Raw genomic sequence first — 25,478 nt, forward strand, 5'->3', positions numbered from 1 at the left:
GTGACCCCTCAGTACTTCAGCAGGTTGGAGTCGTCGACCGAGGCCGAGCGACGCGTCTTGAAGATCGCCATGATGATCGTCAGGCCGACCACGACCTCGGCGGCGGCCACGACCATCACGAAGAACGCCATCACCTGGCCGTCGAGCGCGCCGTTGATCCGGGCGAACGTGACGAGGCTGAGGTTCACCGCGTTGAGCATCAGCTCGACGCACATGAACACCACGATGGCGTTGCGCCGCACCAGCACGCCCACCGCGCCGAGGCTGAACAGCAGCGCGGACAGCAGCAGGTAGTAGGTAGGGGTCACGGCTGCTCTCCCTTGAGGGCGTGCGCGTCGGCCTGGTGGCCGGTCCCGGAGACCTCGGCGACGTCGTCGTCCAGGGTCTCCTTGGCGGTCGTCTCGATCAGCTCCGAGAGCGACTCGGCGGCCACCGAGCCGTCCGGCAGCAGCGCCGGGGTGGCGACGGAGTTGGCCGTGGCGAAGACACCGGGGCCGGGCAGGGAGCCGACCCGGTCGCCGTGGAAGCGCTCCTCGACCAGTTCGCGCTGCGTCTTCTTCGCGTCCTTGCCCACCCGCGAGGCGAACGCGAGCACCATCGCGCCGATCGCCGCCGTGATCAGCAGGGCCGACGTCAGCTCGAACGGGAACAGGTAGTCGGTGAACAGCGCCTCGCCGATGTTGGCGACGTTGCCGCCGCCCTGGGTGTTCTGCTGCGCCAGCCCGACCGGCTCGACGTCGGTCAGCGCCCGCGCCAGCGAGCCGACGACCAGGCCGGCGAACCCGATGCCGAGCACGATCGCCGCGAGCCGCTGCCCGCGCAGCACCTCGACCACCGAGTCCGAGCTGTCCCGGCCGACCAGCATCAGCACGAACAGGAACAGCATCATGATCGCGCCGGTGTAGACGATGATCTGCACGAAGCCGAGGAACGGCGCCTGCTGGACCATGTAGAGCACACCGAGGCTGAGCATGGTCAGCACCAGCCACAGCGCCGAGTGCACGGCGTTGCGGGCGAACAGCATCCCCAGCGCGCCGGCCAGCGCCAGCGGGCCGAGGACCCAGAACGCGACGGCCTCGCCCGTGGTCACGGTGTCGACCGCGCGCTGCACCTGTTCCGGCTGCTGCGCCAGGAACGAGAGGATCGCGCTCACTTCCGCGCCTCCTCGGGGCCTGTCTCGACGGTCGCCCCGGCCGGCACCCCGGCCTGCCGGGCCAGCGCCGGGCCGTTCACGTAGTAGTCCTGCTCGTGCTCGCCCAGCCGCATCGGGTGCGGCGGCTGCTCCATGCCGGGCAGCAGCGGCGCGAGCAGGTCCTCCTTGGTGAAGATCAGCTTCTGCCGGTCGTCGTCGGCCAGCTCGTACTCGTTCGTCATGGTCAGCGAACGGGTCGGGCACGCCTCGATGCACAGGCCGCAGCCGATGCAGCGCAGGTAGTTGATCTGGTAGTCCAGGCCGAACCGCTCACCGGGCGAGTAGCGCTCGTCCTCGGTGTTGTCGCCGCCCTCGACGAAGATCGCGTCCGCCGGGCAGGCCCACGCGCACAGCTCGCAGCCGACGCACTTCTCCAGCCCGTCCGGGTGTCGGTTGAGCTGGTGCCGGCCGTGGAACCGCGGCGCGGTGACCTTCTTGACCTCGGGGTACTCCTCGGTGACGACCTTCTTGAACATCGTCCCGAAGGTCACGCCGAACCCCTTGACGGGATCAAGCATCCCCATCGCCGGCCTCCTTCGCTGATGCGGCTACCGCCGCGGGCTCCGCCGTCCGGTCGGCGGTCGGCAGCGTGGCCACCGGCACCTGCCGGCGCGGCGGCGACTTGGGCACTTTCAGGTCCAGCGGCGGCACGGGGAACCCGCCGCCGGTGATCGGCACGGCGTTCGGGTCGCGGTGCTCGCGCTTGTCCGGCAGCAGGAACGCGACCACCAGGATCACGCCGAGCACGATGCCGAACACGGCCAGCACCAGCCCGGTGCCGATGTTGCCCGCCATGCGCTCCTGGTTGAAGTACCGGGTGAACGCCACCGCGACGAACCAGAACAGCGCGATCGGGACGAGGAACTTCCAGCCCAGCCGCATGAACTGGTCGTAGCGCAGGCGGGGCAGCGTGCCGCGCAGCCAGATGAACAGGAACAGGAACGCCAGCGTCTTGAGCACGAACCAGAGCAGGCCCCACCAGCCGCTGTTGAGCACGTGGTCCGGGCCGACGATCGGGAACTGCCAGCCGCCCAGGAACAGCGTGGTGGCGAGCGCCGACACGGTCACCATGTTCACGTACTCGGCAAGGAAGAACAGCGCGAACTTCAGCGAGCTGTACTCCGTGTGGAAGCCGCCGACCAGCTCCGACTCGGCCTCGGGGAGGTCGAACGGCGCGCGGTTGGTCTCGCCGACCATGGCGATCACGTAGATGATGAAGCTGACCGGCAGCAGGATCGCGTTCCACGCGGGCAGCGCGCCCCAGGCGATGGTGCCGGACTGGGTGCCGACGATGTCCGCCGTGGACAGCGAGTGCGAGCTCATCACGACCGCGACGATGGCCAGGCCCATCGCGATCTCGTAGGAGATGACCTGCGCGGCCGACCGCAGCGCGCCCAGCAGCGGGTACGGCGAGCCGGACGCCCAGCCGGCCAGCACGATGCCGTAGACGCCCAGCGAGGAGCACGCGAGCACGACCAGCACGCCGACCGGCAGGTCGACGAGCTGGAGCGCGGTCTCGTGGCCGAACATCTCGACCTTGCCGCCGAGCGGGATCACGGAGAACGCGACGAACGCCGGGATGCACGAGATGACCGGGGCGAGGAAGAACACCCACTTGTCCGCCAGGACGGGGCGGATGTCCTCCTTGAACGCCAGCTTCAGGCCGTCCGCCAGCGACTGGAGCCAGCCGCCCGGCCCGACCCGGTTGGGCCCGGGCCGCTGCTGCATCCGGGCGACGACCTTGCGCTCCCAGTTGATCATGAACAGGGTCATCACGACGAGGAACGCGAAGATCCCCACGACCTTGATCAAGACCAGCCAGACGGGGTCGTCGGCGAGGAGTTGTGCGGTGCTCATGCCTTGCCTCCGGGCGAGGTGGTTTCCTCCGCGGCGTCGGGCGCGGCGGACACGGCCACCACGGAGCCGTGGCCGGCGACCAGGTTGCGCCGCACGGTGACCGCGCCGGAGTTGCCGGGCAGCCACACGACGCCGTCGGGCAGGTCGGCCGCCTCGACCGGCAGCGAGACCTCGCCGCGCTCGGTCGACACGGTGATCACGCCGCCGAGCGCCACACCGAGGCGCCGCGCGGTGGCCTCGGACAGCTTGGCCACCACGGGGCGCGCGGTGCCCGCCAGGTTCGGCTCGCCGTCCTGCAGCGAGCCGTTGTCCAACAGCCGCCGCCAGGTCGCGAGCGCCGCCTGGCCGTCCTTGGGCTGGGACAGCAGCGGCGCGGGGACCGTCGGGACGGCGGCGGTCAGCGTGCCGCGGCCCAGGCGCGCGAAGTCCGCGCCGGCCGCCGCCGGGGTCTGCGTGAACAGGTCGGCCTCCATCTCGACGGCCAGCGTGTCCAGCACCCGCCCGTCGGGCAGGGCGCCGGTGCCTTCGAGCGTGGTGCCGAACGGGCGGTGGCGGCCCTCCCAGTTGAGGTAGCTGCCCGCCTTCTCCACCGCCGGGGCGACGGGAAGCACGACGTCGGCGTACGCGGTCACCGCGCTGTGCCGCAGCTCCAGGCTCACCACGAAGCCCACGAAGTCCAGCGCGCGCTCGGCCAGCGCCGGGTCCGGCAGGTCGAACGGGTCGACGCCGCCGACCACCAGCGCGTCGAGGCCCCCGCTCGCGGCGGCGGTCAGGATGGCGGTGGTGTCCCGGCCGGGCCGCGTGGGCAGCGCGCCCGCCTCCAGGCCCCAGGCCTGCTCGACCTGCGCACGGGCGTCGGCGTCGGACACCAGCCGCCCGCCGGGCAGCAGCGTCGGCAGCAGGCCGGCTTCCAGCGCGCCGCGCTCACCGGCCCGGCGCGGGATCCAGGCGACCTTCGCGCCGGTCCGCCCGGCCAGCGCCGCGACGGCGGAGAACAGGCCCGGCACCTCGGCGGCGCGCTCGCCGACCAGGATCACCGCGCCCGGCTTGGCCAGCTCGGCCACCACGTCGGCGGCGTGCTCGGGCAGGGCGTTCAGCGCGGCGGGCTCGCCGCCGGGCACGCACGCGAGCAGCGTGCCGTAGGTCTTCTCCACCGCGGGCGAGGTGAACTGGCCCAGGTGGAACACCTTGGTCTTCTTCGCGCGGGCCGCCTTGCGCAGCCGCAGGAAGACGATCGGCGCTTCCTCCTCCGGCTCGAACGCCACGAGCAGCGCGGCGGGCGCGGCCTCGATGCCCTTGAACGTCACGCCGTCCTCCGGCGTGGTGCCCAGCACCGAGGAGGTGAGGAACTCCAGCTCCTCGTTCGAGTGCGCCCGCGCGCGGAAGTCGACGTCGTTGGTGCGCAACGCGATCCGGGCGAACTTCGAGTACGCGTAGGCGTCCTCGACGGTCAGCCGGCCGCCGGCGAGCACACCGGCGCCCTTGCCGTCCCGCGCCTTCGCCAGCCCCGTCGCCGCGACCTGCAACGCCTCCGTCCACGACGACTCGCGCAGCTCGCCGGACTCCGCGTCGCGCACCAGGGGCCGGGTGATCCGGTCGTCGGCGGTGGCGTAGCGGAACGCGAAGCGGCCCTTGTCGCAGATCCACTCCTCGTTGACCTCGGGGTCGTCGCCGGCCAGCTTGCGCTGCACCTTGCCGCGCCGCCAGTCGGTGCGCTCCGCGCAGCCGGACGAGCAGTGCTCGCACACGCTCGGCGTGGACACCAGGTCGAACGGCCGCGCCCGGAACCGGTACGCGGCGGACGTCAGCGCGCCCACCGGGCAGATCTGGATGGTGTTGCCGGAGAAGTACGACTGGAACGGCTTGTCCTGCGCCACGCCGATCTGCTGCTGCGACCCGCGCTCCAGCAGCTCGATGAACGGGTCGCCCGCGATCTGCGCCGAGAACCGCGTGCACCGCTGGCACAGCACGCACCGCTCGCGGTCCAGGAGCACCTGCGTGCTGATCGGGATCGGCTTCGGGAACGTCCGCTTGTGCTCGTGGAACCGGGAGTCCGCGCGGCCGTGCTTGAGCGCCTGGTTCTGCAACGGGCACTCGCCGCCCTTGTCGCAGATCGGGCAGTCCAGCGGGTGGTTGATGAGCAGCAGCTCCATCACGCCCTGCTGCGCCTTGTCCGCCACCGGCGAGGTGAGCTGGGTCTTCACCACCATGCCGTCGGCCACCGTCATGGTGCAGGAGGCCTGCGGCTTCGGCATCGGCCGGCCGCCCATCTCCACCTCGACCAGGCACTGCCGGCAGGCGCCCGCGGGCTCCAGCAGCGGGTGGTCGCAGAACCGCGGCACGACGATGCCCAGCCGCTCCGCGGTGCGGATCAGCAGCTCGCCCTTGGGCGCGACGACCTCCAGGCCGTCGATGACGAGCTTGACGTGGCCCTCGGGGACGACCTGCCCGGTGGCGCTCTTGTCAGGCGCGATGGTCATGCGCTTGCTCCCGCCAAGACCTGGGAGTTCCGGTCGCACAGCGCCAGGAACTCGTCCTTGAAGTACTTGATGCCGCTGGTGATCGGGCTGACCGCGCCGTCGCCGAGCGCGCAGAACGAGCGGCCCAGGATGTTGTCGCAGATGTCCAGCAGCGTGTCGATGTCACCGGCGGTGCCCTCGTTGCGGTTCATCCGCTGGAGGATCTGCACGAGCCAGTAGGTGCCCTCGCGGCACGGCGTGCACTTGCCGCACGACTCGTGCTTGTAGAACTCGGTCCACTTCATGACCGCCCACGGCACGGACACCGTCTCGTTGAAGATCTGCAGCGCGGTGGTGCCCAGCATCGACCCGGCTTCCGCCGCGCCCTCGAAGTCCAGCGGGACGTCCAGGTGCTCGGCGGTGAACAGCGGGGTCGACGAGCCGCCGGGCGTCCAGAACTTCAGCGGGATGCCGTCCTTCATGCCGCCCGCCAGGTCCAGCAGCTCACGCAGCGTGGTGCCCATCGGGGCCTCGTACTGGCCGGGCTTCTCGACGTGCCCGGACAGCGAGTAGATCTTCGGCCCCGGCGACCGCTCGCGGCCCATGGTGCGGAACCAGTCCGCGCCGCCGTTCACGATGTAGGGAACCGAGGCGATGGTCTCGACGTTGTTCACCACGGTGGGCGACGCGTAGAGGCCGGCGGTGGCCGGGAAGGGGGGCTTGAGGCGGGGCTGGCCGCGCTTGCCCTCCAGCGAGTCGAGGAGGGCCGTCTCCTCGCCGCAGATGTACGCGCCCGCGCCCGCGTGCACGACGACGTCCAGGTCGAAGCCGGAGCCGAGGATGTCCTTGCCCAGGTAGCCCGCCGCGTACGCCTCCTGCACAGCCGCGTTCAGCCGCCGGATGCAGTGCAGCACCTCGCCGCGCACGTAGATCGCGGCGAAGTTCGCGCGGATCGCGTACGAGGTGATGATGATGCCCTCGATCAGCGAGTGCGGGTCCGCCATCATCAGCGGGATGTCCTTGCAGGTGCCCGGCTCGCCCTCGTCGGCGTTGATGACGAGGTAGTGCGGCTTGCCGTCGCCTTGGGGGATGAAGCCCCACTTCATGCCGGTGGGGAAGCCCGCGCCGCCCCGGCCGCGCAGGCCGGAGTCCTTGCACTGCTGGATGAGCTGGTCCGGGTGGGCCTTCAGCGCCTTGCGCAGCGCCGTGTACCCCTCCAGTTGTTCGTAGGTCTTCAGCGTCCACGAGCGCGGCGACAGCCAGCGCTTGGTGAGGACGGGAGTCAGATTGTCGACCATGTCGGCGTCCCCCTACTTCTTTTCCGGCAGGGCCGGGAACTCGGGGTTCTCCGGCATCGCGGGCGCCGTCCAGCCGCGGTCGGCGGCGATGGCCGCGCCGCGCACCGTCTCCGGCGCCGCCGACGGGCCGTCCAGGTCCGCCTCCCGGCCCTCGAAGAAGCCCGCGAGCTGCAACTCGGCCTGCCGGAAGTCGGTCAGCGGCGCGCCCCGCGTCGGGTGCGGCTTCTCCCCGGCCTGCAACGACTTCACCAGCTCCAGCGCCTTCTCCGGGGTCTGGTTGTCGTAGAACTCGTAGTTCACCTGGAGCACCGGCCCCAGGTCGCAGGCCGCCAGGCACTCGGCGTGCTCCAGCGTGATCGAGCCCGGCGCGCCCGGCTCGCCCGAGGTCTCCTCGTGGCCCAGCGGCCTGCCGTCCGCGCCCAGGTGCTCGCGCAGCTTGGCGTAGATCGCGTCACCGCCGAGCGCCGCGCACAGCGTGTTCGTGCAGACGCTGACCAGGTGCTCGCCGCACGGGCGGCGCTTGTACATGGTGTAGAACGTCGCGACCGCGCTGACCTCGGCGAGGCTCAGGTCGAGCTGCCCCGCGCAGAACGCGATGCCCTCCTGGCTGACGTAGCCCTCCACGGACTGCACGAGGTGCAGCATCGGCAGCAACGCCGACCGGGACTGCGGGTAGCGCGCGATGAGCGCCCGCGCCCGCGCCACCGTGTCGGCGTCGAAGACGCCGGTGTCCGCCGGCGTCTCGTGGACCAGCCGCCCCGTCGACCCGGGGTCGAGCGGCGAGGCCGCGAGGACGTTTTCCGGAGTGCTCATCGGTCACAACCACCCATCACCGGGTCGATAGAGGCCACCGACGCGATGACGTCGGCGACCATGCCGCCCTCGCACATCGCGGGCATCGACTGGAGGTTCACGAAGCTGGGTTCGCGCACGTGCACGCGCATCGGCCGGGTGCCGCCGTCGGACACCACGTGGTAGCCCAGCTCGCCGCGCGGCGACTCGATCGGCACGTACACCTGGCCGGCCGGCACCTGGAAGCCCTCGGTCACCAGCTTGAAGTGGTGGATCAGGGACTCCATGGACTGGCCCATGATCTTGCGGACGTGCTCCAGCGAGTTGCCCATGCCGTCCGGGCCGATGGTGAGCTGCGCGGGCCACGCGACCTTGGCGTCCTCCACCATGACCGGGCCCGGCTCCAGCCGGTCCACCGCCTGCCGCACGATCTTGAGCGACTCGTGGATCTCTTCGACCCGCAGCCGGTACCGGGCGAACGAGTCGGCCTCGTTGGAGGTCGGCACGTCGAACCGGTAGTTCTCGTAGCCCGAGTACGGCTCGATCTTGCGCAGGTCCCACGGCAGGCCGGCGGACCGCAGGATCGGGCCGGTGATGCCGAGCGCGAGGCACGCGTCCACCGGCAGGTAGCCGATGCCCTGCAACCGGTTGCGCCAGATCGGCTGGCCGGTGAGCAGCTTGTCGTAGTCCGGCAGCCGCGAGTCCATCACCTTGATGAAGTCGCGGATGCGCTGCGGGGCGTCGGCCGGGAGGTCCTGCGCCAGGCCGCCGGGGCGGATGAAGGCGTGGTTCATCCGCAGGCCGGTCAGGAACTCCAGCAGGTGCAGGACTTCCTCGCGCTCGCGGAAGCCGGCCGTCATGCCGGTCAGCGCGCCCAGCTCCATGCCGCCGGTGGCCAGGGCCACCAGGTGCGAGCTGATCCGGTTCAGCTCCATCAGCAGCACGCGGACGGTCTGCGCGCGCTCCGGGACCGTGATGCCGAGCAGCTTCTCCACGGCGAGGCAGTACGCGGCCTCGTTGTGCAGCGGGGCCAGGTAGTCCATCCGCGTCACGAACGTGACGCCCTGGGTCCAGTTGCGGTACTCGACGTTCTTCTCGATACCGGTGTGCAGGTAGCCGATGACGCTGCGGGCCTGGGTGACGGTCTCGCCCTCCAGCTCCAGCACCAGGCGCAGCACGCCGTGCGTCGACGGGTGCTGCGGGCCCAGGTTCATGATGATGCGCTCGTCGCCCGCCGCGTCGGCCAGCACCTCGTCCCAGTCGCCGCCGGTCACCGTGTAGACGGTGCCCTCGGTGGTCTGGCGGGACGAGGCGGCGTACGGGTCGGCCTGCTGGTTCGCGCCGTACGAGTCGCTGTCGCGGCCGGCGGCACTGGTGTCGGTGCCGGTGGTCACGTCGGAGAGCCTGCTCGACCCTGCACGCAGGTCTTCGGGATGCCGTTCGGTCATGAGTAGGACCGCCTCTGGTCTGGCGGGGGGATCTCCGCGCCCTTGTACTCCACCGGGATGCCGCCGAGCGGGTAGTCCTTGCGCTGCGGGTGGCCGTCCCAGTCGTCCGGCATGAGGATCCGGGTCAGGCCGGGGTGTCCGTCGTAGACGATCCCGAACATGTCCCAGGCCTCGCGCTCCTGCCAGTCCGCGGTCGGGTAGACCGCGACCACGCTGGGGATGTGCGCGTCGTCGACGTCGACCGCGACCTCCAGCCGGATGCGGCGGCGGTAGGTCATCGACGTCAGGTGGTAGACCGAGTGCAGCCGCTGCGGCGCGTCCACCCCGTAGTCCACCCCGGACACCGAGCTGCACAGCTCGAAGCGCAGCGCCGGGTCGTCGCGCAGGATCCGCGCCACCTCGACCAGGTTCTCCCGGCGCAGGTAGAACGTGATCTCGCCGCGGTCGACGGTGATCTGCTGCACGGTGTCGGCGGGCAGGCCCCGCTCGTGGATCGCCGCCAGCAGCTCGTCGGCGACCTCGTCGAACCAGCCGCCGAACGGCCGCTCGCTGGGCGCGGCGACGTGGGCGGGCAGCCGCAGGCCGCCGAAGCCGGACGTGTCGCCGCTGCCGGAGATGCCGAACATGCCCTGCCGGGCCTTGCCCGCGACGACGCCGCCGCGCTCCTCGTGCTCCTCGTGCTGGGCCTCGTTCATGCTCGCCGAGCTGAGGGCCTCGGACTTCCCGTTCACCGCGGGGTTGTCCGCGCCGGGCGTCTTGTCGACCTCGCGCTTGTCGTCAGCCATACCGCTCACTTCTTCGCAAACCGCTGGGAGGACGGGATGAGGTCCGTGGTGCGGCCGGACTCGGCCAGCAGCGCGGCGCGGTTCGCGCCCAGCGGCTCGTCCATGATCTTGGCGTGGATCTTGAGGATCGCGTCGATCAGCATCTCCGGCCGCGGCGGGCAGCCCGGCAGGTACATGTCGACCGGCACGACGTGGTCCACGCCCTGCACCACCGCGTAGTTGTTGAACATGCCGCCGCTGGAGGCGCACACGCCCATCGCCAGCACCCAGCGCGGCTCGGGCATCTGGTCGTAGATCTGGCGCAGCACCGGCGCCATCTTGTTGGTCACCCGGCCCGCGACGATCATCAGGTCGGCCTGGCGCGGAGACGCGCGGAAGACCTCCATGCCGAACCGCGCGAGGTCGTAGCGCGGACCGCCGGTGGTCATCATCTCGATGGCGCAGCAGGCGAGGCCGAACGTGGCCGGCCAGAGCGAGGACTTGCGGGTCCAGTTGACCAGCTTCTCCACACTGGCGAGCAGGATGCCGTTCGGGAGCTTCTCTTCGAGACCCACGGGTCTTCCCCCTCAGTTCCAGTCGAGGCCGCCGCGCCGCCACACGTAGGCGTACGCGAAGCCGACCGTCGCGACGAACAGTGCGATCTCCACCAGGCCGAACAGGCCGAGCCGGTCCGCGGAGACCGCGAAGGGGTAGAGGAACACCATTTCGATGTCGAACAGGATGAACAGCATCGCCGTGAGGTAGTAGGCGACCGGCATCCGGCCACCGCCCACCACGGGCTGCGGTGACGGCTCGATGCCGCACTCGTACGCGTCGAGCTTCGCGCGGTTGTAGCGGCGGGGACCGATGTACGGCGCGGCCGTCACGGAGAACAGCGCGAAGGCCGCGGCGAGGGCGAACATCAATACGAGGGGGAGGTAAGGGTCCAGCACTCTCCGTCGTCCTTTCCTCGCGTGTCGCGGTGGTGGTGCACCGCCGACCGTTGCGCACCCTATGGGGTGTTCTTGCGCCCTCCGGAAGTTAGGCGTGCCTAACGCTCCTCAGGCCGCTTGTGAAACACTTCACAAGGCATCTCAGCCGGTTGTGAACTGATTCACAAGACCTGCAGGCCAGTGTAGAACGTCACACAGAGGCGTGACGGGCACCCCCTGCACATACCTTGACCTGGGCTTACACGGTGCAGATCCACAGCTTTGCGACCGGGGAGTGAACGGCGGCACAGCGAAAACGAAACAGCGCCGACACGGATGTCGACGCTGCGTCAAGTAGCCGAAGGCCGTTAGGCCGTAGGGGTGAATTTCGTGGTGGCGGCGATGATGCGGTCGAAGGCGTCGCCGTCCTTCGGGTCGTAAAGGCCCGCGAGCAGCTTCAGGACCAGCTTCATCAGCGTTTTCCGAGGTAGGCCGTACTTGGTCGCGGTGCGCATGATGGTCGGGTGGCCGATCAGGCGGCTGAAGACGTTGCCCAGGCGGTAGTAGCTGCCCAGCGCCTGCTCGATGCGCACCGGGTAGCCGTGCAGGGCCCGTTCCCGGCTGTGGCCGGTCCGGGCGAGCGCCTGCACGACGGTCTCCGCGGCGATCCGGGCCGACTCCATGGCGTAGCCGATGCCCTCGCCGTTGAACGGGTTGACCATGCCGCCCGCGTCGCCGACCAGCAGCAGGCCGTCCCGGTAGTGCGGCTTGCGGTTGAGGCCCATGGGCAGGGCGGCGCCGCCGATCTTGCCGGTGGCGTTCTCCTCGCGGAAGCCCCACTCCTCGGGGGTGCCGTCGAGCCAGGACTTCAGCAGGGCGCGGTAGTCCGTGGTCCCGTAGGCCTTGGAGGTGCTGAGGATGCCGAGGCCGACGTTCACCGTGCCGTCGCCCATGCCGAAGATCCAGCCGTAGCCGGGGAGCAGGACGTCGTTGGTCCGGTCCCACAGCTCCAGGTGCGACTCCAGGTAGTCGTCCTTGGTGCGGGGGCTGGCGTAGTAGCGGCGGACCGCGACGCCCATCGGCTTGGCGTCGTCCTTCTGGATGCCGACGCTGAGCGCGAGCCGCGCGCTCACGCCGTCGCAGCCCACGACGATCGGGGCCCGGTAGGTGACCGCCTGCTTGTCCGGCCCGGTCTTGGCGGTGACCCCGACCACCCGGCCGTTCTCCACGACGGCCCCGGTGACGGTGGTCTGCTGGTAGAGCCGGGCGCCGGCCTGCTGGGCGGTCTTGGCCAGCATCTCGTCGAAGTCCTGCCGGGGGCGCACCACGCCGTAGGGCGGGAAGGTGGCCAGGTCGGGCCAGTCGAGTTCGAGCGTGACCCCGCCGCCGACGACCCGCAGACCCCGGTTGTGCAGCCAGCCCGCTTCCTCGCGGGTGTCGACGCCCAGGTCGATGAGCTGCTTGACCCCGCGCGGCGTCAACCCGTCGCCGCAGACCTTCTCCCGGGGGAACGTGGACTTCTCCAACAGCAGCACGTCAAGGCCCGCGCGGGCCAGGTAGGTCGCTGCGGTCGAGCCCGCCGGGCCCGCGCCGACCACGATCACCTCGGCGTCCTCGCCTGCCTTGCGGCGGCTGGGAGTCGTCATTCCCGCTCCTTGTGCCTGGATTCACAAAGTCGAGCGCGAGTCTACTTGCGGGCCGCTGAGAGCCCGCCGGCCGACCGTGCGGCGCCCCTGGCCCGGCGGGCTCGTCGCCACCGGCCCGGTCTTCCCGGCTTTCTCCCCGGACTGCTCGGCCCGGTCTCACTGCCTGACGAGGCTGAGGCCCGGCAGCGGCCCGCCGGGGTACTGCTGCAACCGCCCGCCCTCGGCCAACGGCCCGAGGTCGATCGCGGCCCAGCCGGAACTCTCGACCAGTTCGGCGACCTTGGCGGTGGCCTCGGGGTGGTCGCCGGACAGGAAGATCACCGTGGCCCCGTCGGCCAGCAACCGCTCGGGGCTCAACGTGTTGAACCCCTTGACCAGCAAGGCACCGGGCAGTTTCGCCGCCACGATCGCGCTGGACGGCTGTCCGCCCAGGTCGGCGACGACGAAACCGGGCAGGATCGGATTACTGGCGTCGACCACGACCTTGCCGCTCCAGTCGTGCCCCTGCGTGGCGAGATCCAGGGCGACCCACGGCACGGCGAGGATGGTGATCTCCCGCCGCACCGCGTCCGCCACCGTGCCGGGGGTGACGCCGTCGAGCGGGGGCAACGACTCCGGCCCACGACTGTTGCTGATCACCACGTCGTGCCCGGCGCGTGCCAGCTTGGTGGCGACAGCGGTACCGATGTTCCCCGCGCCGATGATCCCGACCTGCACTCCGACTCCTCTGCTGGGTGTTCCCCGGTGACCTCCGCCGCGTTCCGAACGTCAGGCCCCGGCCGGCTCCGGTTCATCCGTGGCCTCCGGACCCGGCTCGGTCTCGGACTGCGGCTCGGACTGCGGGCCGGACTGCGGCTCGGGCTTGGTCGCCCGGTGCAGCGCGACGACACCACCGGTGAGGTTGAGCCAGGCGACGTCGTCCCACCCGGCGTTGGCGATGATCTCAGCGAGCGCCCGCTGGTCCGGCCACGTGCGCATGGACTCGGCGAGGTACTGGTAGGCGTCGGGGTTGGACGACACGAACCGTCCGATGAACGGCAGTACCCGGAGCAGGTAGCGCATGTAGACGAACCGGAACGGCCGGAACGTGGGCGTGGACACCTCGCAGATCACGAGCCGCCCACCCGGCCGGACGACGCGGGCCATCTCGCGGAGGGCGGCCTCGGTGTCGTTGAAGTTCCGGATCCCGAACGAGACCGTGACGGCGTCGAACACCCCGTCGGCGAACGGCAGGCGAAGGGCGTCGGCCGCGACTTTGGGCACGGGCCGATGAGCCCCGCCGAGCAACATGCCGAGCGAGAAGTCAGCCGCGACACACCAGGCGCCGGACGAGGCGTACTCGACGGTGGACACGGCAGTACCGGCCGCGAGGTCCAACACCCGCTCACCGGCCCGAGCATCCAATACCCGCCGACTCCACTCCCGCCAACGCCGGTCGAACCCCAACGTCATGACGGAGTTCGTGCGGTCGTAGCCCTTGGCCACGCCGTCGAACATCTCGGCAACCTCGCGGGGGTTCTTGTCCAAACCTGCACGCGACATGGAGAAAGCGTAGGTGACGCCCGCCAACCCCGACATCCCGTCCTCCCGCACCTGCCTTGAGCTGCGGAAACAGGTAGTCTTTTCAGTGGTCCGGACCGGCTCCGGGTTGTCCTTGTGCCGAACTTTCACCCGATATCGCGAATCAACCGGGAACGGGGCACTTTCCAGCCCCCGCCAACGTTGCCGTAAAGAAGAGGAGGCGGCACGGCGGGAGGCACCGAGGCACCAGGCACAGGCGTCACAAGGTTGGACGCTGCCCTCACCCAGGGCCCTACCAACCCTCGCCCCAGGCGACGCCCAACCCTGGCCCCAGGCGACGCGGCACCGGGCCATGCGCAGTCCTGGGACATGCGCAGGCTCGCACGCAGGCTTCGGTCCCAAGCCAAGCCGCGAGAGCGAGCCTCAGCGCAACCGCGAAGTCCGCAACCGCGAGTCACAGCGCGGCACGAGTCACAGCGAGCGCAACCGCGAGGCTCAGGTCGCGCGAAGGGCCGTGAGCATCCCGTCCACCGCCGCCTGCCACGGGTACTCCTCCGCACGTGCGCGGGCCGCCGAACGGCGGGCGGGTTCGGGGTTGTCGAGGAGCGCGTTGACCGCCCCCGCGAAGGCGGGCGCGTGGTCCGGCACTGCCGCACCGCAGCCGGGGCGGACGATCTCGCGCAGTGCCGACGACGCGGAGACCACGACCGGCGTTCCGGAGGCCAGTGCCTCCAAGGCCGCCAGGCCGAACGTCTCGTGCGGGCCCGGTGCGAGGGACACGTCGGCGGTTGCCAGGAGGTTCGCCACGTCGGTTCGGCGGCCCACGAAGCCCAGGAACGTCACCGGCAGGCCGGCCGCGCGGCGCTCCAGGGCCTCGCGGCGCGGGCCGTCGCCGGCGATGACCAGGCGCACGTGGTGGCCGGCGGCGTGGAGTTCGGCGGTGGTGTCGACGCTGCGTTCCACGTGCTTTTCCGGTGACAGCCGGCCGCAGTGGACCAGGAGGGCGTCTGCGCCCCGGGACAGGTCCGCCTTCAGCGAGCGGTCGTGGCGGGTGGGGGTGAAGGTGTGCAGGTCGACGCCCAGGGGAACGCGGGCGACGTTGCGGGCGCCTATCCGGTCGAATTCCTCGCGCGCGAACGCCGTGGTGCACACGACCGTGTCGTACGACGCCGCCATCCTCGCGTTCGCCCAGTCCGCGCCTCGCCGGGCCAGGCGCGGCGGCAGGAGGAACTGCTCCATCAGGCGGTCGAGGCGTTCGTGTGAGATCACCACGCTCGGCACGTCCCGCGCCGCCGCCCAGTGCCCCATCCCGCGCAGCGTCAAGCGGTCCGAGACTTCGAGGCGGTCCGGGGCCAGGTGGTCCAGCAGGGTTCGCACGCGCCACGGGTCCACGGCCCGGTAGCCGCCCGTGCCCGGAATCCGGGGCGCGGGCAGCGTGATGCGGCGGACGCCGGCGGCCAGGTGGTCATCGGCGTGCGCCGGGCCGGGCACGACGAGGGTCACCCGGTGGCCTGCCGCCGCGTAGCCCGAGCCGAGGTGGTGCAGCGCGGTGCGCAGACCACCTGACCGGGGGCCGTAGAAGTTCGCCAGTTGCACGATCCTCATGCAGCGCGTCGCTCCGGCAGGCCCAGGACCGCGGCGTAGTGGCCGAGCAGCTCGTCGCACACGGCCGACCACGTCCGGCCGCGGACCCAGCGGCGGGCGGCGTTGCCGAAGCGCTTGCGGCGCAGCGGGTCGCGGAGTTCGAGGACGGCGGACCTCAGTTCCGCGTCCGACGTGAACAGGTAGCCGGTGTCCGGTTGCACGAGGTCGCGCGGCCCGCCCGCGTCCGGCGCCACCACCGGCACGCCGCTCGCCAGCGCCTCCTGCACGGCCTGGCAGAACGTCTCGTGCGGGCCGGTGTGCACGAACACGTCGAGTGACGCGTACGCCGCCGCCAGGTCCACCCCGCCCCGGAACCCGAGGAACGCCGCGTCCGGCAGTTCGCGCCGCAGGGCGGCCTCCTCCGGCCCCTCCCCGACGATCACCACCCGGACGCCGGGCACGTCGTTGAGCACCCGCAGCCGCTCGACCCGCTTCTCCGGCGACAGCCGGCCCACGTACCCGACGAGCAGCGAGCCGTCGGGTGCGAGTGAACGGCGCAGGGCGTCGTCCCGCCGGTGCGGCGCGAACAGTTCCACATCGACCCCTCGACCCCACCGGTGGACGCGCGGAACGCCGTGTTCGCGCAACGCCTCCACCGCCGACGTCGACGGGGCGAGCGTGCGGTCGGCCTGTGCGTGCAGGCGGCGGGTCCACCGCCACGCGGCGCGTGCGGTCAGGCCGAGGCCGTAGTGGCCGGCGAACCCGGCGATGTCGGTCTGGTAGACGGCGACCGTCGGCAGGCCGAGCCGGCGCGCCGCCGACACCCCTCTGGCGCCCATCACGAACGGGCTGGCCAGGTGCACGACGTCGGGCCGGAAGTCGGCGAGGGCGGTCAGCACCTTGCGGGTGGGCACGCCGACCGGCAGCGAGCTGAACCGCGGCAGGTCCACTGCCGGGACGCGCACCACGGGGGTGCCGTGGTGCTGGTCGGCCCCCGCGCCGGGTGCGACGACCAGGGCCTGGTGGCCGTGCGCGCGGAGGTGCTCCAGCACGCGCAGGACGGAGTTGGTCACCCCGTTCACCTGGGGCAGGAAGCTCTCGGTGACGATCGCTACACGCACGTCGATCACCTTGAGGTGCGAAGGACACGGGGGCGTGACGGATCGAGGAACGAAGGTCGAACTCCTCGCGTCACGGTTGACGTTGACCGGGAGATCGTCATCGCTTCACCTGGTGGACGTGTCACGGTCACCGGGGGCGGTGACACTAGTGCGGCATGACCGTCTTGTCGTCCCGGCCCACTCAGCCCGTCGATCCCGGACTGGTGTCGATCGCGCTGGAGATAGCGGGCCGTCTCGCCAACGACGCGTCCGACGTCATCATGGCGACGGCGGGCCGCGGCGCCCGTCCTGATGACGACACGTCCCCGTTCGACTGGGTGACCGACACCGACCGGACCCTCGAACGGCACACCAGACGTGTGCTGACCGCGGAGTTCCCCGACATCCCGGTGTTCTGCGAGGACACCGACGCGGACGTGGCGTCGGACGCCGAGTTCCGCTGGGTGGTCGACCCGGTGGACGGCACGGCGAACTACGTGGCGGGTGTCCCGTGGTGCGCCTACAGCCTGGCTCTGGTGGACCGCTGGGGTCCGGTGGTCGGCGTGGTGGCGGACCCGTACCGGGCGCAGATCTACGCCGCCGCGCGGGGGCGGGGCATGCGGGCGAACGGGACTCCGGTGAAGCTCGGCGGCCAGGCGATGAGTTCGATCGTCTGCACGGAGATGACGCGCACCGGGCCGTGGCCGGGGATGGGGGAGTTCATCTCGCGGGCGGCCGTGGCGGGCACCGGGGTGCGGGTGCTGGGTTCGAAGGCGCTCGCGGTGGCGCAGGTGGCGCTCGGGCACGCGGCGGCGGCCGTGCTGCACAGCTATCACGAGTGGGACGTGGCCGGTGCGGTGGCGCTGGCCGTGGAGTCGGGCGCGGCCGTGCTGGACCGCCGCGGCGAGGACGACCCGCTGCCGGTGGACGGCCTGCTCGTCGCCATGCCGGAGGTGGCGGAGGAAGTCCTGGGGTGGTGGCAGTCTTCGACGGCCCGTTAGTCCGTTCGGCCCATCTGCGGTATGGTTTTCTCGCCGGACCCAATAGGGACCGGAAGTGAGCCCGGTTCACCGTCCGGACGGTCGGTTGCCGGGTTTCGCGCTGCCCGGGACACTTCCAGGCCGGGGCACTTCCCGGCGCGGCTTAGTGTTCGCCCAGGTGCGGAAGCTGCCGCTCCAACACCTCCAGGTGCACGCGGACCGCGTCCAAGGACGGCTGGTCGACCATCTCCAACGCCACCCGGCCCACTTCGTCCTCGAACGCCGTGAAGTCACGGACCACCGAGTGCAGCCGCAGCGACACCGGGTGGTGGTGGTCCGCGTCCAGGGCCCGCCCCAGTTCGGCGATCCGGCGCACGTTCCCCGACTCGCCCGCGAACTGCCCCGCGATCCGCTCCATCCACTCCCGGACCGGCGACGGCGGCACGGTCTCCACCACCGCGTGCACCCGCCGCACGGACAGCTCGGCACGCGCCACCAGGGCCGCCCACCGGTCGGTCACCACCGGCGGCGGCGGCGGGGGCACGGCGGGCCGGCGGATGTGGATGCGCAGTGCGCCCACCACCAGCCCCACCAGACTGCCCGGTAGACCACCGGTCAGCACGGACACGAAGCTCACCGCCAGGAAGTCGATCGCGAACGACTCGGACCAGTCGCTCGTCGGCACCGACATCATCACCACGATCAACGCAGCCATCGCCAAAGTGCCGATGAGCAAGCCCGCCAGCACCGATCGCCCCATGGTGGGCATGGTGCCAGATCAGGCGTCGAAATCGACCGTGACCGAAGGGGTCACGGGCACCGACTGGCACGTCAGCACGAAGCCCGCCGCCACTTCACGCGGCTCCAGGGCGTAGTTGCGCCGCATGTCCACCGACCCCGACACGACCAGCGCCCGGCACGTCCCGCACACCCCGCCCTTGCACGCGAACGGCAGGTCGGAACGGACGCGTTGCGCCGCGTCGAGGATCGGTGTGTCCGGCGGCAGGGGCACGGCGGTGGTCCGGCCGTCCAGGATCACCGTGCCCTCGGCGGCGGACGCCGGCACTTCCTCCGCCCGACGCGGCGGGGGTGGTGGCTCGTCGACGTAGAACAGCTCGTGGTGCACGGCGGTCGGGTCCACGTCCAGTGACGACAGCACGTCCTCCGCGTCGCGCACCAGCCCGTAAGGCCCGCACAACCACCACTGGTCGACGGACTGGAACGGCACCACCGAGGTGAACAGCGCGCGGAGTTTCGCCGCGTCCAGTCGGCCGCTGAACAGCTCCACGTCGCGCGGCTCGCGGGACAGCACGTGCACCAGTTGGAACCGCGACGGATAGCGGTCTTTCAGGTCCGCCAGTTCGTCCGCGAACATCACCGTGTCCGCCCGCCGGTTGCCGTACAGCAGGGTCACCCGGGCGCCGGAGGCCAGCACGGTGCCCGCGATCGACAGCGCGGGTGTGATGCCCGAACCCGCCACGACCAGCCCGTGATGCGAGCCGGCAGCGGGCGAGAACCTGCCCAGCGGCGGCAGGACTTCCAGCACGTCACCGCGCTGCACCCGGTCCACCAGGTGTTCGGAGAACAGCCCCCCGTCGACCCGCCGCACGCCGATCCGCAGTGGCGAGCCCACCGGAGCGCAGATCGAGTACGACCGCCGTTCCTCCCCGATCCGCAGCGTCACGTACTGCCCGGCCCGGAAGGCGAACGTGCCGGCCAGCTCGTCCGGCACGTCGAACGTCACCGCGACCGCGTCCTCGCACAGCCGGTCGACGGCGGCCACGGTCAGCTTGTGGAACACCGGCCGCGCCATCTAGATCTCCTTGAGGTGCTCGAAGGGCTCGGCGCAGTCCGCGCACCGCCGCAGCGCCTTGCACGCCGTCGACCCGAACCGGGACAGCTCGGTGGTCCGCGACGACCCGCAACGCGGGCAGGGGACCTGCCGGGACGGCGGCACGAGGTTCAGCGGCACCGGCCCGACCGCTCGCGGCCCGATCCGGGACGGCGGCGCGATCCCGGCTTCGGCGAGCTTGCGCCGGCCGTCCTCGCTGATCCAGTCCGTGGTCCACGCGGGCGACAGCGACAGCCGCACCTCGACGTCCGGGAAACCGGCCGCGTGCAGCGAGCGCCGCAGGTCGGCGCCCATCTCCTCGATGGCGGGGCAGCCGGAGTAGGTGGGCGTGATGGTCACCAGCACCCGTCCGCCCTCGACCGCCACGTCCCGCAGCACGCCCAGGTCGGCCAGCGTCAGCACGGGCAGCTCCGGGTCGCGGACCTGCGACGCGACGTCCAGCGCGGTCACCATGCCGCGCCCGGCAGCGACCGGTGCAGGTGCTGCATCTCGGCCAACAGGTAGCCCATGGCCTCGGTGTGCACGCCGTCGCGCCCGGCCAGCCCGTTGACCCGCGCGGCAGGCACGGGCTCCGGGCGTTCGAGCCGGGCGGCCGTCAACACGGCGTCCAGCACACCGTCCACTTCGGACCGGAGGTCGGCAGGGTCCACGCCCAGCCGCAGTTCGACGGCGTGAGCGGTGAACAGCTCGTCCAGGTAGGGCCACACGCGCCGCACGCCGGCCCGCATCCGCTCGTGCGACTCGGGTGTGCCGTCACCCAGCCGCACGACCCACTGCGCCGCGTGGTCGCGGTGGTAGGCCAGTTCCTTCAGACCCTTGGCGGCGACGGCGGCCACTACCGGGTCCTCGAACGTCAGCAGCCGCGTGTACTGCGCGATCTTCCACGACGAGAACACCAGCAGCCGTGCCATGGTGGTCGCGAAGTCCCCGCCGGCGAACGGCCCGCACTCGATCTCCGCCAGGTGCACGTTGCGGAACGCGCGCTCGTCGCGCAGGTACGCCAACGCGTCCTCGTCCCGCCCCGCGCCCTCGACCTCGCCGGCCCGGGTCAGCAGCAGCCGGGCCTGCCCGAGCAGGTCCAGCGCGATGTTGGCGAGCGCCACGTCCTCTTCCAGCTCGGGCGCGCGGGAACACCACTCCGCCAGCCGGTGGGACAGCACCAGCGCGTCGTCGCCGAGCATCAGGCAGTAGGCGGACAGGTCCGCCGGGTCCGCGGTGGGCGGAACCGCGCGGTCGACCCCGCCCAGCGCCTCCGTGAACCCCGTCCCGAACGCCCAGTGCGTGTCCTCGTGGTCGATCAGCGACTCGTAGGCGTTGTCGAAGCTCATAGGTGCGGCACGTCCTCGGGGATCGCGTAGAACGTCGGGTGCCGGTAGACCTTGTCGCCGCTGGGCGCGAAGAACGGGTCCTTCTCGTCCGGTGACGACGCGGTGATCGCCGACGCGGGCACGACCCAGATCGACACGCCCTCGTTGCGCCGCGTGTACACGTCACGCGCGTTGCGCAGGGCCATCTCGGCGTCCGGCGCGTGCAGGGACCCGACGTGCACGTGGTTGAGCCCGCGCTTGCCGCGCACGAACACTTCCCACAGCGGCCACGACGAACTCATGCGCTCTGTCCGATCACTCGGGTTTCCTCTTGACGGGAACGCTTCGCCGCGTACGCCGCGGCGGCGGCACGCACCCACTCGCCGTCCTCGTGCGCCTTGCGCCGATGCGCGACGCGCTGCGCGTTCGTCGGCCCGTTGCCGCCGACGACCTGCCAGAACTCGTCCCAGTCGGGCTGCCCGAAGTCGTAGTGCCCGCGTTCCGCGTTCCACGCCAACGCCGGGTCGGGGAGCGTCACGCCGAGCTTCTCGGCCTGCGGCACGGTCATGTCGACGAACTTCTGCCGCAGCTCGTCGTTGGTGTTGCGCTTGATCCGCCACGCCATCGACTGCTCGGTGTTGGCGCTCTCGCCGTCCGGCGGGCCGAACATCATCAGCGACGGCCACCAGAACCGGTCCACCGACTCCTGCACCATGGCGCGCTGCGCGTCGGTGCCGCGCATCATCGTCATCAGCAGCTCGTAGCCCTGCCGCTGGTGGAACGACTCCTCCTTGCAGATCCGGATCATGGCCCGCGCGTAGGGGCCGTACGAGGTGCGGCACAGCGGCACCTGGTTGCAGATCGCCGCGCCGTCCACCAGCCAGCCGATGGTGCCGACGTCGGCGTACGAGAGGGTCGGGTAGTTGAAGATGGACGAGTACTTCTGCCGTCCCGAGATCAGCTTCTCGGTCAGCTCGCCCCGGTCCGCGCCGAGCGTCTCGGTCGCGGCGTACAGGTAGAGCCCGTGGCCCGCCTCGTCCTGGACCTTGGCCAGCAGGATCGCCTTGCGGCGCAGCGACGGCGCGCGGCTGATCCAGTTGCCCTCGGGCTGCATGCCGATGATCTCGGAGTGCGCGTGCTGGGCGATCTGCCTGATCAGCGTCTTGCGGTAGCCGTCGGGCATCCAGTCGCGCGGCTCCACGCGGTGCTCCGCCGCCACGGTGCGCTCGAACTCGGCCTCCAGGTCCATGCGACCGATGTTACACCTGGAGACCGATTACGGGAACAAGTGTCACAAGCGCCGGCGGATCCACCAGACCAGCGGCAACAGCACCGCCCACACGGCGAGCAGGAACGTCCCGATCGGCAGGATCGCCAGCGTCCAGGTGCGCTCGGCGACCCGCGCCACCTCCGGGTCGGCGGTGTCGTACTCGATGCGCACCCACTGGCCGGGCTCCAGCCCCTCCGGGTACAGCACGCCCTGCGCCGGGCTGTGCACCGCGCCGTCGGGTGTCGCGAACCGCACCACCGTGCGCTGGAACGAGACCGACACCACCTCGGCGTTCTCCCGGCCCATCCGCTGCTCGATCGCCAGGTCGTCGCGCAGGCACGCGCCCAGCAGGATCACGCCGATCAGCGTCACCACCGCGCCGAGGACCAGCAGCGCCCGGACGACCAGCGGCCCTGCCTTCCGGCGACCACCGGTTCGCACTGCGTTGTCCGCCACAACCGGGCAGTCTAGAGGCGGCCACGCGCGGAATCTCAGGGACGAGTCCATACCCTCGGTCACGTGACCTCAGCCCCCGCCTCCCGGACCCGACCCCGGCTGCGCGTCCGCACCAGGCACGTCGCGGACTCCGGACTGCTGGGCAGGCTGCCCGCGCCGACCGGCGCGCTGGCCTGGGTGCGGGACGGGGAAGGCCTGGTCGGGTGGGGCGAGGCGGCACGGTTCGAGGTGTCCGGGCCTGGCCGGTTCGCCGCCGCGGACACCTGGTGGCGCGAGTTCACCGCCGGGCTCGACGTGGCGGACGAGGTCGGCGTGCCGGGCAGCGGTCCGGTGGCGTTCACCTCGCTCGCGTTCGCCGACCGGCCCGGCCACTCGGTGCTGGTGGTGCCGGAGGTGGTGGTGGGCGTCCGGGACGGCCGGTCGTGGGTGACCACGATCGGCGCGGGCGCGGCGTCCGAGGTCCGGCCGGTCCGCCGCCCGTCGACCGTGCGGTACTCCGACGGGCGGCTGCCGGTGACGGCTTATCGGGAGGCGGTGCGCGCCGCGGTCGCCCGGATGAGGGCCGGCGAGCTGGCCAAGGTCGTCCTCGCGCACGACCTGGTGGCGGTCGCCGACGTGCCGATCGACCACCGCTTCGTGCTGGAGGGCCTGGCCCGGCGCTACCCCGAGTGCTGGGTGTACGCGGTGGACGGGCTGATCGGCGCGACCCCCGAGCTGTTGCTGCGCCGCTCCGGCCAGGTGGTCGACTCGCGGGTGCTCGCGGGCACGACGTGGCCGCACGACGGGGTGCCCGACGACGAGCTGGCGGCGGCCCTGCTGGCGTCCGGCAAGAACCGCGAGGAGCACGAGTACGCGGTGGCGTCGCTGGCCGAGGCGCTGCGGCCGTTCTGCGCCACGATGTCCGTCGACGGGCCGTCGGTGCTGCGGCTGCCGAACGTGTCGCACCTGTCCAGCGACGTCATCGGCACCCTGCGCGGCACGCCGTCGCTGCTGCGGCTCGGCGCGGCGCTGCACCCCACGGCGGCCGTCGGCGGCACGCCGCGCGCGGACGCGATGGCCGTGATCGAGGAGCTGGAGGGCATGGACCGGGGCCGGTACGCGGGCCCCGTGGGCTGGATCGACGGCAACGGCGACGGCGAGCTGGGCGTCGCCCTGCGCTGCGCGGTGGTGGAGGGCCGGACGGCGCGGCTGTTCGCCGGCTGCGGGCTGGTCGCCGAGTCCGACCCGGACTCCGAGGTGCGGGAGGCGCACGCCAAGATGCGGCCGTTCCGGGAAGCCCTCGAAGGCAGGTGACCGAGGTCACCGGGACGCCGGAGGGCCCTGCGGTCAACCGGGGTGTGACCACAGCACTGGAGAAACCGCCGGACCTGCGCGGGCCGGACGTCACGGCCGTGTTCGCCGAGCTGTTCGACGCGCACGCGCGGCAGCTCCGCGGCTACCTGGCCGGCCGGGTCGGCGAGTCCGCCGCCGACGACCTGGTGGCCGAGACGTTCCTGGTGGCCCTGCGGCGGCGACACAGCTACGACCCGGAGCAGGCCCCGGTCAAGGGCTGGCTGTACGGCATCGCGACCAACCTCGTGCGCGAGCACGTGCGCCGGGAGACGCGTGGCCGCCGGGCCGGGCTGCGCGCCGTCGGCCGCCCCGAACCCGACCACGGCGCGTTCGTGGCCGACCGGGTGGACGCGCAACGGGCGTCCCGGGTGCTCGCGCGGGCGTTGGCCGACCTGCGCGACGAGGACCGGGACGCGCTCCTGCTCACGTCGTGGGCCGGGCTGACCCCGGCCGAGGTCGCCGAGGCCCTCGGCGAACCCGCCAGCACCATCCGCTCCCGCCTGCACCGCGTCCGCACCAGGCTGCAAGCCCTGCTCACCGAGGAGAACCGCTGATGCGTGATCTCGACGACGCGCTCGACCAGCTCAACCACGCCGCCCGCCACTCCGACGCGCCCCTGGGCGACGTCCGGGCCCGCGTGCTGGCCGCCGCGGCGGCCGAGGAGTCCCCGCGCCGCGCCCACCGTTCCCGGCGGTGGTTTCTGCCCGTCGCCGCAGCGGCTGCGGCAGCCCTGATCGCCGGGACAGTGGTCACCCGCGGCGAGCCGGCCCCGCAGCCGTCGACCGGCGGCACGCAGGCCCTGCCGGGCGCCACGACGTCCGTCGTGCCCGACGTCACGCTGCTGTCCGCGCGGGAGATGCTCAACAACGCGGCCGACGCGATCAAGACCGTCGACCCGCAGCTCGCTCCCGGCCAGTACCGCTACATCGCCGAGCACGCCTGGTACTCGCGCGGCGTGCAGCACGGCGTGTCCGTGGACGCCCCCGACCAGACCATCAAGGGCTACACGTACCTCAAGGAGACCGCCCGCGAGGTGTGGATCCCGCAGGACCAGACGCAGGACTGGCTGGAGAAGCGGAGCTGGCTGCCCGGCGTGCGGTGGCTCGGCGGCAGCATCCCGCAGTCCGAGGCCGACGAGCCGCGGGCGATGGACACCGACACCGGTGAACGGCGCGGCAAGTGCGGCGACTTCTTCCCGAAGTCCCAGCCCCGGAAGGTCTGCGGCGACCCCACCGACTGGGACAGCCCGGAGTTCTACACCGCCCTGCCGCGCGACCCCGAGGCGATCGTGGAGTACCTGCGCGAGGCCACCGCGCACCGCGGCTCGGCCCCGGCGACGATGTTCCACTGGGGCGTGGAGATCCTCCGCGCCGGCCTCATGCCCGCCGACCTGCGCGCCTCCTGGTACCGGGCGCTCGCGCTGCTGGACGGCGTGACGGTCTACGACGCGGCGGTCACCCTCGACGGCCGGACCGGCACGGCGATCGGCATCGAGGACGTGCACGAGCGCCGCGACCTGATCGTCGACCCGGCGACCGGCGAGTTCATCGGCGAACGCACCGTGGCAGGCCCCCAGCCGCACGACGCGTGGATCACGCCGGGCACCGTGACCGGCTTCAGCTCCATCACCACGAAGGTCGTGAACAGCCTCGGCGAGACCGGCTGACCACTCCCGGGAAGACCGTGGC

27 protein-coding genes are annotated in these 25,478 nt (G+C 71.6%); 4 read left to right on the top strand and 23 right to left on the bottom strand.

Annotated elements, in window-relative coordinates; genetic code table 11:
• Nucleotides 1-8: 8 nt before the first annotated feature.
• The 16 genes from nuoK to ACQPZF_RS39595 all read right to left on the bottom strand — a co-directional run bounded on the left by nuoK (nucleotide 9) and on the right by ACQPZF_RS39595 (nucleotide 16,614).
• Nucleotides 9-308, bottom strand: a complete 300-nt coding sequence (nuoK, locus tag ACQPZF_RS39520; protein WP_015105349.1) for an NADH-quinone oxidoreductase subunit NuoK — start codon at nucleotides 306-308, stop codon at nucleotides 9-11.
• Nucleotides 305-1,153 (bottom strand): NADH-quinone oxidoreductase subunit J, encoded by an 849-nt coding sequence (locus ACQPZF_RS39525; protein ID WP_433265976.1) that lies wholly within the window; start codon nucleotides 1,151-1,153, stop codon nucleotides 305-307. The genes nuoK and ACQPZF_RS39525 overlap by 4 nt, the downstream gene beginning before the upstream one ends.
• Nucleotides 1,150-1,716: an NADH-quinone oxidoreductase subunit NuoI gene (gene nuoI / locus ACQPZF_RS39530; RefSeq protein WP_433265978.1), complete on the bottom strand. Its 567-nt coding sequence runs from the start codon at nucleotides 1,714-1,716 to the stop codon at nucleotides 1,150-1,152. The genes ACQPZF_RS39525 and nuoI overlap by 4 nt, the downstream gene beginning before the upstream one ends.
• Nucleotides 1,703-3,049 (bottom strand): NADH-quinone oxidoreductase subunit NuoH, encoded by a 1,347-nt coding sequence (gene nuoH, locus ACQPZF_RS39535; protein ID WP_433265979.1) that lies wholly within the window; start codon nucleotides 3,047-3,049, stop codon nucleotides 1,703-1,705. The genes nuoI and nuoH overlap by 14 nt, the downstream gene beginning before the upstream one ends.
• The gene (locus ACQPZF_RS39540) at nucleotides 3,046-5,529 is read right to left on the bottom strand and encodes an NADH-quinone oxidoreductase subunit G (RefSeq protein WP_433265981.1); all 2,484 of its coding nucleotides are present in this window, start codon (nucleotides 5,527-5,529) and stop codon (nucleotides 3,046-3,048) included. Before ACQPZF_RS39540 ends, nuoH begins: the two co-directional genes overlap by 4 nt.
• Complete coding sequence (gene nuoF, locus ACQPZF_RS39545) at nucleotides 5,526-6,806, bottom strand: NADH-quinone oxidoreductase subunit NuoF (protein WP_433265983.1); 1,281 nt, start codon at nucleotides 6,804-6,806, stop codon at nucleotides 5,526-5,528. The genes ACQPZF_RS39540 and nuoF overlap by 4 nt, the downstream gene beginning before the upstream one ends.
• Before the next feature lie 12 nt (nucleotides 6,807-6,818).
• On the bottom strand, nucleotides 6,819-7,619 hold the full coding sequence (nuoE, locus tag ACQPZF_RS39550; RefSeq protein WP_433265985.1) for an NADH-quinone oxidoreductase subunit NuoE: 801 nt from the start codon (nucleotides 7,617-7,619) through the stop codon (nucleotides 6,819-6,821).
• Nucleotides 7,616-9,046: an NADH-quinone oxidoreductase subunit D gene (locus ACQPZF_RS39555; RefSeq protein WP_433265987.1), complete on the bottom strand. Its 1,431-nt coding sequence runs from the start codon at nucleotides 9,044-9,046 to the stop codon at nucleotides 7,616-7,618. Before ACQPZF_RS39555 ends, nuoE begins: the two co-directional genes overlap by 4 nt.
• Nucleotides 9,043-9,831, bottom strand: coding sequence for an NADH-quinone oxidoreductase subunit C (locus ACQPZF_RS39560; protein ID WP_433265988.1), 789 nt, complete (start codon nucleotides 9,829-9,831; stop codon nucleotides 9,043-9,045). The genes ACQPZF_RS39555 and ACQPZF_RS39560 overlap by 4 nt, the downstream gene beginning before the upstream one ends.
• Nucleotides 9,832-9,836: 5 nt before the next feature.
• Entirely contained in the window at nucleotides 9,837-10,385 is a 549-nt protein-coding gene (locus ACQPZF_RS39565; RefSeq protein WP_184689265.1) for a NuoB/complex I 20 kDa subunit family protein, read from the bottom strand.
• A 12-nt stretch (nucleotides 10,386-10,397) separates the two neighbouring features.
• Entirely contained in the window at nucleotides 10,398-10,763 is a 366-nt protein-coding gene (locus tag ACQPZF_RS39570) for an NADH-quinone oxidoreductase subunit A (RefSeq protein WP_033428518.1), read from the bottom strand.
• 347 nt (nucleotides 10,764-11,110) lie between these two features.
• Nucleotides 11,111-12,388: a geranylgeranyl reductase family protein gene (locus tag ACQPZF_RS39575; RefSeq protein WP_433265991.1), complete on the bottom strand. Its 1,278-nt coding sequence runs from the start codon at nucleotides 12,386-12,388 to the stop codon at nucleotides 11,111-11,113.
• Nucleotides 12,389-12,544: 156 nt separating this feature from the next.
• The gene (locus ACQPZF_RS39580; protein WP_433265993.1) at nucleotides 12,545-13,105 is read right to left on the bottom strand and encodes an NADPH-dependent F420 reductase; all 561 of its coding nucleotides are present in this window, start codon (nucleotides 13,103-13,105) and stop codon (nucleotides 12,545-12,547) included.
• Nucleotides 13,106-13,156: 51 nt separating this feature from the next.
• Nucleotides 13,157-13,930: a demethylmenaquinone methyltransferase gene (locus tag ACQPZF_RS39585; protein WP_433265995.1), complete on the bottom strand. Its 774-nt coding sequence runs from the start codon at nucleotides 13,928-13,930 to the stop codon at nucleotides 13,157-13,159.
• 474 nt (nucleotides 13,931-14,404) lie between these two features.
• A complete protein-coding gene (locus ACQPZF_RS39590) occupies nucleotides 14,405-15,514 on the bottom strand; it encodes a glycosyltransferase (protein WP_433265997.1) in 1,110 nt (369 codons plus the stop codon).
• Nucleotides 15,511-16,614 (bottom strand): glycosyltransferase family 4 protein, encoded by a 1,104-nt coding sequence (locus ACQPZF_RS39595; RefSeq protein ID WP_433265998.1) that lies wholly within the window; start codon nucleotides 16,612-16,614, stop codon nucleotides 15,511-15,513. The genes ACQPZF_RS39590 and ACQPZF_RS39595 overlap by 4 nt, the downstream gene beginning before the upstream one ends.
• Nucleotides 16,615-16,769: 155 nt before the next feature.
• On the opposite strand from ACQPZF_RS39595, the gene ACQPZF_RS39600 reads away from it, so the two are divergent.
• Nucleotides 16,770-17,594 carry an inositol monophosphatase family protein gene (locus tag ACQPZF_RS39600; RefSeq protein WP_433266000.1) on the top strand — a complete coding sequence of 275 codons (825 nt, stop codon included), beginning with the start codon at nucleotides 16,770-16,772 and terminating at the stop codon, nucleotides 17,592-17,594.
• A 142-nt stretch (nucleotides 17,595-17,736) separates the two neighbouring features.
• On the opposite strand, the gene ACQPZF_RS39605 is transcribed toward ACQPZF_RS39600, so the two are convergent.
• Genes ACQPZF_RS39605 through ACQPZF_RS39635 form a run of 7 tightly spaced genes read right to left on the bottom strand, consistent with a single transcriptional unit; the run spans nucleotide 17,737 to nucleotide 22,458 of the window.
• A complete protein-coding gene (locus tag ACQPZF_RS39605; RefSeq protein WP_433266001.1) occupies nucleotides 17,737-18,333 on the bottom strand; it encodes a hypothetical protein in 597 nt (198 codons plus the stop codon).
• Nucleotides 18,334-18,351: 18 nt separating this feature from the next.
• The gene (paaE, locus tag ACQPZF_RS39610; protein ID WP_433266003.1) at nucleotides 18,352-19,386 is read right to left on the bottom strand and encodes a 1,2-phenylacetyl-CoA epoxidase subunit PaaE; all 1,035 of its coding nucleotides are present in this window, start codon (nucleotides 19,384-19,386) and stop codon (nucleotides 18,352-18,354) included.
• Nucleotides 19,387-19,878 carry a 1,2-phenylacetyl-CoA epoxidase subunit PaaD gene (gene paaD / locus ACQPZF_RS39615; protein WP_433266005.1) on the bottom strand — a complete coding sequence of 164 codons (492 nt, stop codon included), beginning with the start codon at nucleotides 19,876-19,878 and terminating at the stop codon, nucleotides 19,387-19,389.
• A complete protein-coding gene (gene paaC / locus ACQPZF_RS39620; RefSeq protein WP_433266007.1) occupies nucleotides 19,872-20,753 on the bottom strand; it encodes a 1,2-phenylacetyl-CoA epoxidase subunit PaaC in 882 nt (293 codons plus the stop codon). Before paaC ends, paaD begins: the two co-directional genes overlap by 7 nt.
• Nucleotides 20,750-21,034 carry a 1,2-phenylacetyl-CoA epoxidase subunit PaaB gene (paaB, locus tag ACQPZF_RS39625; protein ID WP_433266009.1) on the bottom strand — a complete coding sequence of 95 codons (285 nt, stop codon included), beginning with the start codon at nucleotides 21,032-21,034 and terminating at the stop codon, nucleotides 20,750-20,752. The genes paaC and paaB overlap by 4 nt, the downstream gene beginning before the upstream one ends.
• Nucleotides 21,031-21,981 carry a 1,2-phenylacetyl-CoA epoxidase subunit PaaA gene (gene paaA / locus ACQPZF_RS39630; protein ID WP_433266011.1) on the bottom strand — a complete coding sequence of 317 codons (951 nt, stop codon included), beginning with the start codon at nucleotides 21,979-21,981 and terminating at the stop codon, nucleotides 21,031-21,033. The genes paaB and paaA overlap by 4 nt, the downstream gene beginning before the upstream one ends.
• 42 nt (nucleotides 21,982-22,023) lie before the next feature.
• Nucleotides 22,024-22,458 carry a DUF3592 domain-containing protein gene (locus ACQPZF_RS39635; RefSeq protein WP_433266013.1) on the bottom strand — a complete coding sequence of 145 codons (435 nt, stop codon included), beginning with the start codon at nucleotides 22,456-22,458 and terminating at the stop codon, nucleotides 22,024-22,026.
• 63 nt (nucleotides 22,459-22,521) lie between these two features.
• Here ACQPZF_RS39635 and ACQPZF_RS39640 point away from each other — a divergent pair, with 63 nt between their 5' ends.
• Genes ACQPZF_RS39640 through ACQPZF_RS39650 form a run of 3 tightly spaced genes read left to right on the top strand, consistent with a single transcriptional unit; the run spans nucleotide 22,522 to nucleotide 25,456 of the window.
• Nucleotides 22,522-23,751 carry an isochorismate synthase gene (locus ACQPZF_RS39640; protein ID WP_433266014.1) on the top strand — a complete coding sequence of 410 codons (1,230 nt, stop codon included), beginning with the start codon at nucleotides 22,522-22,524 and terminating at the stop codon, nucleotides 23,749-23,751.
• 44 nt (nucleotides 23,752-23,795) lie between these two features.
• Nucleotides 23,796-24,344 carry an RNA polymerase sigma factor gene (locus ACQPZF_RS39645; RefSeq protein WP_433266016.1) on the top strand — a complete coding sequence of 183 codons (549 nt, stop codon included), beginning with the start codon at nucleotides 23,796-23,798 and terminating at the stop codon, nucleotides 24,342-24,344.
• A complete protein-coding gene (locus ACQPZF_RS39650; RefSeq protein WP_433266018.1) occupies nucleotides 24,344-25,456 on the top strand; it encodes a CU044_5270 family protein in 1,113 nt (370 codons plus the stop codon). The genes ACQPZF_RS39645 and ACQPZF_RS39650 overlap by 1 nt, the downstream gene beginning before the upstream one ends.
• Nucleotides 25,457-25,478 lie beyond the last annotated feature (22 nt).

It is taken from the genome of Actinosynnema sp. CS-041913 (assembly GCF_050942485.1).
In the GTDB taxonomy this organism is placed as follows: Bacteria; Actinomycetota; Actinomycetes; order Mycobacteriales; family Pseudonocardiaceae; genus Actinosynnema.

Excerpts from the sequence above, each read along its gene's own strand:
- nuoI (WP_433265978.1), bottom strand. The coding sequence starts at position 1,716 with ATGGGGATGCTTGATCCCGTCAAGGGGTTCGGCGTGACCTTCGGGACG.
- nuoH (WP_433265979.1), bottom strand. The coding sequence starts at position 3,049 with ATGAGCACCGCACAACTCCTCGCCGACGACCCCGTCTGGCTGGTCTTG.
- ACQPZF_RS39540 (WP_433265981.1), bottom strand. The coding sequence starts at position 5,529 with ATGACCATCGCGCCTGACAAGAGCGCCACCGGGCAGGTCGTCCCCGAG.
- nuoF (WP_433265983.1), bottom strand. The coding sequence starts at position 6,806 with ATGGTCGACAATCTGACTCCCGTCCTCACCAAGCGCTGGCTGTCGCCG.
- nuoE (WP_433265985.1), bottom strand. The coding sequence starts at position 7,619 with ATGAGCACTCCGGAAAACGTCCTCGCGGCCTCGCCGCTCGACCCCGGG.
- ACQPZF_RS39555 (WP_433265987.1), bottom strand. The coding sequence starts at position 9,046 with ATGACCGAACGGCATCCCGAAGACCTGCGTGCAGGGTCGAGCAGGCTC.
- ACQPZF_RS39560 (WP_433265988.1), bottom strand. The coding sequence starts at position 9,831 with ATGGCTGACGACAAGCGCGAGGTCGACAAGACGCCCGGCGCGGACAAC.
- ACQPZF_RS39575 (WP_433265991.1), bottom strand. The coding sequence starts at position 12,388 with ATGACGACTCCCAGCCGCCGCAAGGCAGGCGAGGACGCCGAGGTGATC.
- ACQPZF_RS39585 (WP_433265995.1), bottom strand. The coding sequence starts at position 13,930 with ATGTCGCGTGCAGGTTTGGACAAGAACCCCCGCGAGGTTGCCGAGATG.
- ACQPZF_RS39590 (WP_433265997.1), bottom strand. The coding sequence starts at position 15,514 with ATGAGGATCGTGCAACTGGCGAACTTCTACGGCCCCCGGTCAGGTGGT.
- ACQPZF_RS39600 (WP_433266000.1), top strand. The coding sequence starts at position 16,770 with ATGACCGTCTTGTCGTCCCGGCCCACTCAGCCCGTCGATCCCGGACTG.
- ACQPZF_RS39605 (WP_433266001.1), bottom strand. The coding sequence starts at position 18,333 with ATGGGGCGATCGGTGCTGGCGGGCTTGCTCATCGGCACTTTGGCGATG.
- paaE (WP_433266003.1), bottom strand. The coding sequence starts at position 19,386 with ATGGCGCGGCCGGTGTTCCACAAGCTGACCGTGGCCGCCGTCGACCGG.
- paaD (WP_433266005.1), bottom strand. The coding sequence starts at position 19,878 with ATGGTGACCGCGCTGGACGTCGCGTCGCAGGTCCGCGACCCGGAGCTG.
- paaC (WP_433266007.1), bottom strand. The coding sequence starts at position 20,753 with ATGAGCTTCGACAACGCCTACGAGTCGCTGATCGACCACGAGGACACG.
- paaB (WP_433266009.1), bottom strand. The coding sequence starts at position 21,034 with ATGAGTTCGTCGTGGCCGCTGTGGGAAGTGTTCGTGCGCGGCAAGCGC.
- paaA (WP_433266011.1), bottom strand. The coding sequence starts at position 21,981 with ATGGACCTGGAGGCCGAGTTCGAGCGCACCGTGGCGGCGGAGCACCGC.
- ACQPZF_RS39650 (WP_433266018.1), top strand. The coding sequence starts at position 24,344 with ATGCGTGATCTCGACGACGCGCTCGACCAGCTCAACCACGCCGCCCGC.